Source organism: Aeromicrobium sp. REDSEA-S32_B7 (assembly GCF_001626145.1).
Classification (GTDB): Bacteria; Actinomycetota; Actinomycetes; order Propionibacteriales; family Nocardioidaceae; genus Aeromicrobium; species Aeromicrobium erythreum.
The window spans coordinates 1-9,063 of the sequence record NZ_LUNF01000023.1; the positions used below are offsets into that span (position 1 = coordinate 1).

The 9,063-nt window shown below is 74.3% G+C and carries 10 protein-coding genes; 4 read left to right on the forward strand and 6 right to left on the reverse strand.

The window, feature by feature from the left end; genetic code table 11:
- Window positions 1-431 (reverse strand): biotin transporter BioY (locus A6Q79_RS01215; protein ID WP_317695572.1); only part of this gene is annotated, 431 nt, incomplete at its 3' end.
- Window positions 432-522: 91 nt separating this feature from the next.
- Here A6Q79_RS01215 and A6Q79_RS01220 point away from each other — a divergent pair.
- On the forward strand, window positions 523-1,005 hold the full coding sequence (locus A6Q79_RS01220; protein ID WP_067860036.1) for a TetR family transcriptional regulator: 483 nt from the start codon (window positions 523-525) through the stop codon (window positions 1,003-1,005).
- Window positions 1,006-1,035: 30 nt separating this feature from the next.
- Here the strand turns inward: A6Q79_RS01220 and A6Q79_RS01225 are convergent, their stop codons facing one another.
- On the reverse strand, window positions 1,036-2,493 hold the full coding sequence (locus A6Q79_RS01225; RefSeq protein WP_286689885.1) for a GuaB1 family IMP dehydrogenase-related protein: 1,458 nt from the start codon (window positions 2,491-2,493) through the stop codon (window positions 1,036-1,038).
- A gap of 40 nt (window positions 2,494-2,533) precedes the next feature.
- Window positions 2,534-3,229 (reverse strand): acyltransferase, encoded by a 696-nt coding sequence (locus tag A6Q79_RS01230; RefSeq protein WP_286689884.1) that lies wholly within the window; start codon window positions 3,227-3,229, stop codon window positions 2,534-2,536.
- Window positions 3,230-3,318: 89 nt separating this feature from the next.
- Here A6Q79_RS01230 and A6Q79_RS01235 point away from each other — a divergent pair, with 89 nt between their 5' ends.
- Window positions 3,319-4,356: a glycosyltransferase family 4 protein gene (locus A6Q79_RS01235; protein ID WP_067860027.1), complete on the forward strand. Its 1,038-nt coding sequence runs from the start codon at window positions 3,319-3,321 to the stop codon at window positions 4,354-4,356.
- 18 nt (window positions 4,357-4,374) lie between these two features.
- On the opposite strand, the gene A6Q79_RS01240 is transcribed toward A6Q79_RS01235, so the two are convergent.
- The 3 genes from A6Q79_RS01240 to A6Q79_RS01250 all read right to left on the reverse strand — a co-directional run bounded on the left by A6Q79_RS01240 (window position 4,375) and on the right by A6Q79_RS01250 (window position 6,890).
- Window positions 4,375-5,442 carry a glycosyltransferase family 4 protein gene (locus A6Q79_RS01240; RefSeq protein WP_286689883.1) on the reverse strand — a complete coding sequence of 356 codons (1,068 nt, stop codon included), beginning with the start codon at window positions 5,440-5,442 and terminating at the stop codon, window positions 4,375-4,377.
- 5 nt (window positions 5,443-5,447) lie between these two features.
- A complete protein-coding gene (locus tag A6Q79_RS01245) occupies window positions 5,448-6,101 on the reverse strand; it encodes a methyltransferase domain-containing protein (protein WP_067860021.1) in 654 nt (217 codons plus the stop codon).
- An 84-nt stretch (window positions 6,102-6,185) separates the two neighbouring features.
- Window positions 6,186-6,890, reverse strand: coding sequence for an FkbM family methyltransferase (locus tag A6Q79_RS01250; RefSeq protein WP_067860018.1), 705 nt, complete (start codon window positions 6,888-6,890; stop codon window positions 6,186-6,188).
- Between the two features lie 143 nt (window positions 6,891-7,033).
- Between A6Q79_RS01250 and A6Q79_RS01255 the strand changes: the two genes are divergently transcribed.
- Window positions 7,034-8,167, forward strand: coding sequence for a hypothetical protein (locus tag A6Q79_RS01255; RefSeq protein ID WP_286689882.1), 1,134 nt, complete (start codon window positions 7,034-7,036; stop codon window positions 8,165-8,167).
- A partial coding sequence (locus A6Q79_RS01260; RefSeq protein ID WP_317695584.1) for an oligosaccharide flippase family protein occupies window positions 8,164-9,063 on the forward strand: 900 nt, incomplete at its 3' end. The genes A6Q79_RS01255 and A6Q79_RS01260, both read left to right, overlap by 4 nt.

Genomic DNA, 9,063 nt, shown 5'->3' on the forward strand with positions numbered 1-9,063 from the left:
TGATAGCGGGTCTTGTACGCCATGCGCGGCGACCCCTTCACCCAATAGCCGAGATAGACATAAGGCAGTCCCGCGGCGCGGGCGCGCTGCACCGCGAGCCCCACGACGAGGGCGACGAGGGGGAAGGAGACGAGGTATCCGGCCGTCGGTCCGGCGAACGGTGCGAGGCCGCCCACCGGTCCGGCGAAGACGGGCACCCCGACCGCCCCGACGGCGAGGTAGAGGGCGACGGCGAGGAAGCCGCGCACGGGTCCGAGCACGGCGCCGGCGAGGAAGACGCCGAAGAGCTGCAGCGTGACGGGCACCCCGTTGACGCCGAAGGGCAGCGCCGCGACGACGGAGCACACCGCGACGAGCGCGGCGAAGACGGCGACGAGGGCGAGATCGGTGGTGGTGAGGCTGCGGCGGCGCGCGGTCGTGGTGCTGCTCATGGCGGGACGGTCCTTCGTTCCTGAACGACGTTCAGGTGAACGTCGTTCGGTAGTGTGGCACACCGGTCGACCGAGCGGGAGGGGCAACCACGTGGCGAACAGCCTGGACGACGTCGTGTCCGGCGCGCTGCGGGTGCTCGACGCCTACGGCCTGGAGTACTGCACGATGCGCCGCGTGGCCGGCGAGCTCGGCGTGCAGCCCAGCGCGCTGTACCACCACGTCGCCGACAAGCAGACCCTGCTCGGCCTCATGGCCGACCGCGTCGTGGCGCCGGTCGAGGTCGACGCCGACCTCGCGGCGACGTCGCAGCGGCTGCGCACCGCCATGCTCGCCGTCCGCGACGGCGCCGAGGTCGTGGCCACGACGGCCGCGTTCCGGCTCGGGCAGTTCGCGCTCGAGACCGCGCTGGCCGACCACAGCGACCGCGACGTGGCCCGCACGCTGCTGCTCTACGTCGTCGGGCACACGCAGGCCACCCAGCTGCACCGCCAGGCCGCCGCCGTCGGGATCGTCGAGGCCGATCCCGACCTCGACGCCTCCTTCGAGCGCGGCCTCGCGATCATCCTGCGCTGAGCGCGCGGCACCTCCGGGGGAGGAGCGACGTCACCAGGAGCGGTGCAGCGGGCGTCCCTCGTCGTACCCGGCGGTGCTCTGCAGGCCGACGACGGCCCGCTCGGCGAACTCGGCCAGGCTCCGGGCGCCGGCGTAGGTGAAGCTCGAGCGCACCCCGGCGGTGATGCCGTCGACGAGGTCCTCCACGCCGGGACGCTCCGGGTCGAGGTACATGCGCGACGTCGAGATGCCCTCCTCGAACAGCGCCATGCGCGCCTTCTCGAAGCCGGCGGCGTCGCGGGTGCGGTTCGCGACGGCGCGCGAGCTCGCCATGCCGAAGGACTCCTTGTAGGCGCGTCCGTCGGCGTCGTGGCGCAGGTCGCCCGGGCTCTCGTGCGTGCCCGCGAACCAGGAGCCGATCATGACGCTCGCGGCGCCGGCCGCCAGCGCGAGCGCGACGTCGCGCGGGTAGCGCACACCGCCGTCGGCCCACACGTGGGCGCCGACCTCGGCCGCGGCCGCCGCGCACTCGAGCACGGCCGAGAGCTGCGGGCGACCGACGCCGGTCATCATCCGGGTGGTGCACATGGCGCCCGGGCCGACGCCGACCTTGAGGATGTCGGCACCGGCCGCCGCCAGGTCGCGCACGCCGTCGGCCGAGACGACGTTGCCGGCCGCGATCGGGATGCGTCGTCCGGTGGCGGCCTCGTGCGCGTCGCGGGCGGCCCGGACGAGGGGCAGGGCGTCGAGCATCTTCTGCTGGTGGCCGTGCGCGGTGTCGACGACGAGCACGTCGACGCCCGTCGCGAGCAGCGCGTCGGTCTTGGCGCGCACGTCGCCGTTGATGCCGACGGCCGCGCCGACGACGAGACGTCCGTCCGGGTCGACGGCCGGCGTGTAGATGGTGGAGCGCAGCGCGCCCTTGCGCGTGACGACGCCGACGAGCTCGCCGCCGTCGAGCACGGGTGCCAGCGAGAGGTGGTTGCCGGCGAGCACGTCGAAGTACTCGCGCGCCTCGAGCCCGGCCTCGACCGTGCGGACGTCGGTCGACATGATCTCGTGCACCTGCGCGAACCGGTCGACCTCGGCGCCGTCGCGCTCGGTGACCACGCCGAGCGGCTTGCCGTCCTCGACCACGACCACCGCGCCGTGCGAGCGCTTCGGCAGCAGGCTCAGCGCCTCGCCGACGGTGGTGCTCGGCGGGACCGTGACCGGCGTGTCGTACAGCGTGTGGGCGGCCTTGACCCGCGCGACGGTCGACGCGACGACGTCGGCGGGGATGTCCTGCGGGATGATCGCGATGCCGCCGCGGCGCGCGATCGTCTCGGCCATGCGCCGCCCGGACACGGCGGTCATGTTCGCCACGACGAGCGGGACGGTCGTGCCGGTGCCGTCGCTCGTCGAGAGGTCGACGTCGAAGCGCGAGGTGACCGCCGAGTGCCGCGGCACCATGAACACGTCGTTGTACGTCAGGTCGTGCGTCGGCTGCAGGCCGTTGAGGAACTCCACTCCCCGAAGTGTACGGGCGGGCGCGCGGGCGGTTCGCCGCTCAGGTCCAGTCGACGTCCGACCGCACCACGCGGGCCGGGGAGCCGGCGACCATCGACCGCGGCTCCTCGACCGAGCGGGTGACGACGGCTCCGCCCGCGACGATGCAGCCGTCGGCGATGGTCACGCCCTTGAAGATCATCGCGCGGCTGCCGACCCACACGTGGTCGCCGATCGTGATCGGGGCGGAGGAGGGGCCGTCGGGCACGTGGCCGCCACTGCCGTGACGGTGGAAGTCGTCGTCGACGATCTGCACGCCCCAGCCGATCGCGCAGTCCGCCCCGATGCTCACGCCCTGCGTGGACACGACCGTGCAGTCGGGGGAGACGTAGGTGCGCGGCCCGACCGTGACGACCGCGTCGGGTCCGACGTCCCAGCGGTTGCCCGCGGCGATCGCGGCGTTGCCCTCGAACGTCAGGCGGCCGCGCAGCCGCAGGACCGACCTCTCCCGGCCGTGGAGGAAGCCGTAGAAGCCGGCACCCAGGAACACGCGGGAGCCGCGCCGGACGGTGAGCCGCGAGGCGCCGACGATGCGGAAGCGACCTCCGACGACGACGGGGGTGCGGTGGCGCAGCGTCGCGCGCAGCGTGCGGACCAGGGACGCGCGGAAGGGGCCGACGAGCAGGCCGAGGACGGTGGAGCGGATGGCGGACGTCCTTCCGGCGGGCCCGGGCGGGCGGGGGTCTGGCCCGCCCACCCTAGGACATCGGCGTGGAGGCGGAGGTGGATCCGCCGACGGCGCCGCACCGTCGTATCCTCGGGCGCGACCCCAGGATCGGAGCAGCGATGGCGAGCACGGCCCCCGTCCGCATTCACGGTCCGCTGCCCCCGCCCGTGACCGGCGCGGCACGGGTCACGGACCTGATGGCCGCAGAGCTGCGCTCCCGCGGCGCCCGGCTGGAGCTGAACGACTCCAACGACGCGGTCGGCCCGCTGCGTCGCGTCGGTCGGCTGGTGCGGGGCCTGCTGCGCCTCTGCGTGGCGCGGCGTGGGTCGGTCTACGTCGGCGGCGCCGGCGGGGAGCTGCTGCACTACCAGGCCCTGGTGGTGGGGCTGGCCCGTCGGCGAGGGTTGCGCGTCGTCTTCCACCACCACAACTCCAGCTACCTGGACACGCCGGTGCCGGCGATGCAGAGGCTGGTGCGCTGGGGTGGCTCGTCGGTGCGTCACGTCGTGCTCGGCGACGTCATGGCCGACCGGCTGCGCCGCACCTACCCGCTCGCGCAGGACGTCGTGGTCTGCTCCAACGCCGCGCTCCTCGCCCCGGTCGACCGGTCGCCGCACCCGCCGCACGGCAGGGTCGTGCTCGGCCACCTGAGCAACCTCACGCTCGAGAAGGGGCTGCAGGACGTCGTCGACGCGGCGGTCCGCGCGCGCGACGCGGGGCTCGACTGCACCCTCGTCCTCGCCGGTCCGTGTGCGGACGAGGCAGCCGCTGCAGTGGTCGCGACCGCACGGGAGAGCCTCGGCGACGCCCTCGTGGTCACGGGACCCCTCGACCACGAGGGCGTCGAGCGCTTCTACGCCGACGTCGACCTGTTCGTGTTCCCCAGCCGCTACCGCAACGAGGCCGAGCCGCTCGTCGTGCTCGACGCGATGCGCCACGGCGTGCCGTCGGTGGCTGTCGACGTCGGCTGCCTCGCCGAGCTCGTCCCGGCGCCGCTCCTGGTCCCGCTCGACGGCGACGTGGGGGCCGTGGTGCTGGACGTGCTGCGGCAGGGGCTGCCCGACGGTGCCGACGCCCAGCAGCGGTTCACCGCCAGGCGGGAGCGTGCCCTCGAGGCGCGCACCGCCGTCGTGGAGCACCTGCTCGGCGGTTCCTGAGGGTCCTGCGGGGCCCGTTCAGCGGGCGAGCGCACGGTGGCGCCGCTGGAGCTCCTCGTGCAGGTTCACGGCCCAGCCTCGTGAGCTCGTGCGCATCCCGAGGCCGACGCTCACGGCCGACATCTGCCCGAGCCGCTCCGGGTCGAGCGAGGCCACCTGCAGCATCCGCTCCGCCAGGGCCTCCGCGTCGCCCCCGGGCACGGTCCAGCCGTTCTGCCCGTCCTGCACGAACGGCGGTGCCGCCCCCACGAAGTAGGTGGTGATGATCGGCAGCCCGCTGAGCGCGCCCTCGTGCAGCGTGACCCCGTACGGCTCCTCCCTCGACGGCACGACCAGGCACGACGAGGCACGCATGCGCTCGGCCACCTCGGCGGGCTGCTGGAAGCCCAGCATGGTGACGCCCTCGAGCCCGTCGAACGCGCCGGCGAGGGGTCCGATGCCGGCGACGTCGAGGTCCCACGGGTCCGTCGAGCGACTGCGGTAGAGGCGGTACGCCTCCGCGAGCACGTCGGCGCCCTTGTGGTGCACCAGGCGCAGGGCGGCCAGGAAGCGTCGACGTCCGGCGACCTCCTCGCCCGCGCGGGCGGGCGAGCCGAAGACGGTGGTGTCCGCGCTGAGCGACCCGCGGATCACGTCGCCCTCGCCGAAGCCGAGCCGGCGGGCGAAGAACTCGGTGCGGTCACTCGGCACCATCACGCAGTCGAAGAGGGAGCGCACCCACCACGGCGCGACCGCACGGCCGAGCCACTGCTTGGGGATGTTGCGCCAGACGTTGTCCATCCAGAGCACCCGCAGCGTGCCGGGCGGCAGTGCCTTGACCGCCTCGCGGTAGGGGCCGTAGTGCCAGGAGTGCATGAGCACGGCGTCGGGGGTGAAGGCGCGCACCACGTCGCGCACCTCCCCGTCGGCCGGGGCCTCGTGCCACAGGTGGACCTGGGCGTACTCGCGGAAGCGGTGCGACGTGTACGCGGTGTCCGACGTCTCGCTCTCGGTGACCACCAGCAGCTCAACCCCGCGGGCGGCGAGCTCGCGGCAGGCGGCGTCGTTGAAGCCGGCCCAGCCGGTCGCGAGGATGGCGACGCGCATCGACGTCAGCGCACGGCCTCGACGGCCATCTGTGCGCCACCCTCGGCGGCGCGCAGGTCGAGGCCGGCGAGGTGCGGCACGGGGCTCTCGTTCAGCTCGCGCCGGTGCACCTCGGTGAAGCCCGCGCGGCGCAGCTCGGCCTCGAGCGTCTCGAAGTCGTAGACGTAGCCGAGGTGGTGCTCGAAGGAGGCGATCGGGATCTGCACCCAGTCGACCGGGTGCTCGACCACGAGGCCGCAGTCCTCGTAGACCTTCGCCTCGGGGTCGCCCTTCGGGGCCGTGCCGGTCAGGTACCGCTCGACGTGCGCGCGCAGGTCGGGCGTCACGAACCGGATCACGCCACCGGGCTGCAGGCACCGGTACGCCTCGGCGAAGAGGGTGCGGGCCGGGTGGAGCGGGATGTGCTCGATGACGTTGTCGGAGTAGATCGCCTCGACCTCGCCGTCGCCGAGCGGCCAGGGTTCCGTCGCGTCCATGTACAGGCGGGTGGTCGGGCCGACGTTGGTCACGACCCAGCCCGCACGCGGTGCGTTGCCGCCCAGCTCGAGCCGCAGGGGCCGCGGCGCGGCCGCCAGCTCCTTGAGGGCGCGACGGCGTGCGACGGGGGTGTTGGCGGCGAGGACCGCGGGTCGGATCGCGGCCTTCAGACGACGGTTCACGTCACGCCTCTCGGGGCTAGGGCTCGGGGAGGAGGAGCGGGGAAGGGCTGGTCAGGTGCCACAACGACCGGACGGTGGTGCGGGTCACGGCCTGAGGAAGACTCCGTCGGCCTGGAGGACGGCCCCGCCCGGGTCGGTGAAGCCCTGGTCGAGCCCGACCAGCACGAACCCGTGGTCGTAGGCCCACGAGATGGCCTCGTCCGCGAGCATCCCGCCCTCGTAGAGCGTGACGAACGAGAGCTCGAGCTGGAGGCCGACGAGGCGGGGCACGGTGGTCTCGGCGCCCTCGAGGACGGCGCGCTCGAAGCCCTGCGTATCGATCTTGAGGAACGGCGTGCGGGCCTCGCCCAGCACGTCAGCGGCGACGTCGTCGAGCCGGCTGACCTCGATCGTCTCGGTGCCGACCATCTGGATGTCCGGGCTCGAGGCGCGGTGCTGGTCGGCCATGGGCAGCAGGGAGCTGCTGTCGCTGTTGGAGGCGACGTGGATCTCCTGCCGGCCGGTGGTGTCGCCGAGCGCCGTGTGCCGGGTCTCCCACCGCGGGTCCGACGCCGCGGCGCGGACCAGGTCGGCGTGCGCGGCCGCGAGGGGCTCGAAGGACACGATGCGGCCGGTGTACCCGAACTCGCGCAGCTCGGTGGCGTAGCCGCCGCGTGCCGCTCCCACGTCGAGCACGAGGTCGACGCCGCGGTCGACGAGCAGACGCTGCCGCCGGGCCGCGGGGTGGCGGCGCACGACGAGTCCCCGGCGCGCCAGCTGGCGCATCACCACGTGGCTGATCCCTGACACGGGGGAACCGTACCGCGGTCGGGAACGGCTCGGGGACGGTTCCGCGCGTGGCGCGTGACCTAGGCTGGCGCTCGTCGTTTCCCCGATGGACGGCACGGTGGACGGACCGGTGGTCAGGCGGCGCGCGACGGGAGTGATGCACGGTGGGCGAGCGCTCCACGACGTTGCTGGTCGACCCGAGCAGCGACGGGCACCACCTGCAGTCGGTGTCGTGGCTGACCCGTCACCTGGCCCCGTCGGGACCGGTCGTCCTGCTGACCCGGCGCGGCGCGTCCGACGATCCCGCCTACGCCGAGTACCTGGGCGACGACCTCGCGGCCGGCCGGCTCGCCGTCGCGGAGGTCTTCGACGGCTCGAGCCCGAGCACGGCCGACCTCGTCCGCGAGGTCGAGGCGCGCTGCCGCGCCGAGCAGAGGGTCCCGGTGCGCACCGTCGTGCACCTCGACGGCGACCAGGCCCTGAAGCGCTGGTGGTACGCCGCGCCTCGCGCGCTGCGTCGCCTGCCCGTCCGGCCGCGCGTGGTGTTCATGCTGACGCGCTACCCGGCGCGCGTGCCGCTGCTGGACCGCACCGGCTGGCGGCTGCGCGTCTCCAAGGCGCTGCTCGTGGTGGCCGGCCGGCTCACGGGCGCCCTGCAGCGCGTCGTCGGCTACAAGGGCCGCGGCGACACCCAGCGCGGCTGGGTCGTCACCCGGGTCAACGACCCGGAGTTCTGCACGGCGCACGCGCGCGACCGCGACCGCTGGCGCGAGCAGCACGACCTGCCCCGCGACGAGGCGCTCGTGGGGGTGTTCGGCCTCATCTCCGAGCGACGCAACGCCCCGATGGTGCTGGAGGCACTCGAGGCCGGACGGATCGACGCCCGGCTGGTCGTGGCCGGCGCGTTCTCGCCCGAGGTGCGGACGTGGGTCGACGGGTTAGAGCCCGAGCGCCGCGCGCGGGTGGTCGCGCGCGACACCTACCTCGACAACGACACGCTCGACCAGCTCGTCGCCGCCGTCGACGTCATCCCCGTGCCCCTGACCAACAACGGTCCGAGCGGCATCATGGGCAAGGCGGAGGCCGCCGGCGTCGCGGTCGTGACCGCCGGCTCGACCGTGCGGGCGCGGGAGGTGGAGGCGCTCGGCGGTGGTCTGGCGTGCGACCTGACCGTGCCCGCGCTCGCCGAGGCGATGCGCGCGGTCCTCGCGGGCGAGGTCGAGCTGAGGACGGGCACGGCCGACCGCTGGGACGCCGTCGACCGGTACTGCCGGACGCTGCTCGGAGAGCGCCCGTGACCCAGCGCATCGCGGCCCTGTTCGTCGTCGGCGGCGGGTTCGTCGTCCAGGGCCTGCTGACGATCACGGGGATCATCTCGGCACGGCTGCTCGGCGTCGAGGGACGCGGCGAGCTGGCGCTCGTGGTGGCGCTGTCGGCGATGGCCGCGCAGCTCACGCTCGGCGGCAGCCTGCCGAACGCGCTCACCGCGCGGCTCGCGGCCCGCGGGCTCACGACGCGCGGCGGTGTCGGGCACCTCGTCCGCCCGTGGACCGTGCTCGCCGTGGCGGTGGCGCTGCCGTTCGGGGTCCTCTTCGCGGTGCTGCACGGAGAGGTCGGCGATCCGGGCGTCTGGTGGCTCGGTGCCGCGGTCGTGGCCCTCGCCCTGCTGAACATGGGTTACCGCCTCGTCCTCGCGGGGCTGCTCGGCGAGGGCGCGCCGATGCCCCGCATCGCCCTCGCGACCCTCCTGCCGCAGACCCTCGTGACGTTCGTGATGGCGGGGATGTTCGTCGTCGTCGACCGCACCACGCCGCTCGTGCTGTCCGCCGTGATGATCGGGGCGTTCAGCGTCGGCATGGTCGTGTCGCTGGGGCTGCTGGCGGCGCGCCCCGCCGACGCCGACGAGCGGCTCGACGGGCCGGACCTGTGGCGCCTGACGCGCGCCACCTACGTGGGCAGCATCGGACCGATCGACGGCCTGGCGCTCGACCGCACGCTCGTCGGCGCGATCATGGGCACGGTGGCCCTCGGGCTGTACTCGGCCGCCGCGGCGCTCGCGTCGCTGCCCGGGATGATGGGCACCGGCATCGCCGCCGTGCTCCTGCCGCGCATCGCCGCCGCCCAGGCCGACCCGGCCCGGGAGCGGGCGCTCGTCCGCCGGTGGGTCGCCGGCGCGACGGCCGTCCTCGGCGCC

Excerpts from the sequence above, each read along its gene's own strand:
- A6Q79_RS01235 (WP_067860027.1), top strand. The coding sequence starts at position 3,319 with ATGGCGAGCACGGCCCCCGTCCGCATTCACGGTCCGCTGCCCCCGCCC.
- A6Q79_RS01240 (WP_286689883.1), bottom strand. The coding sequence starts at position 5,442 with ATGCGCGTCGCCATCCTCGCGACCGGCTGGGCCGGCTTCAACGACGCC.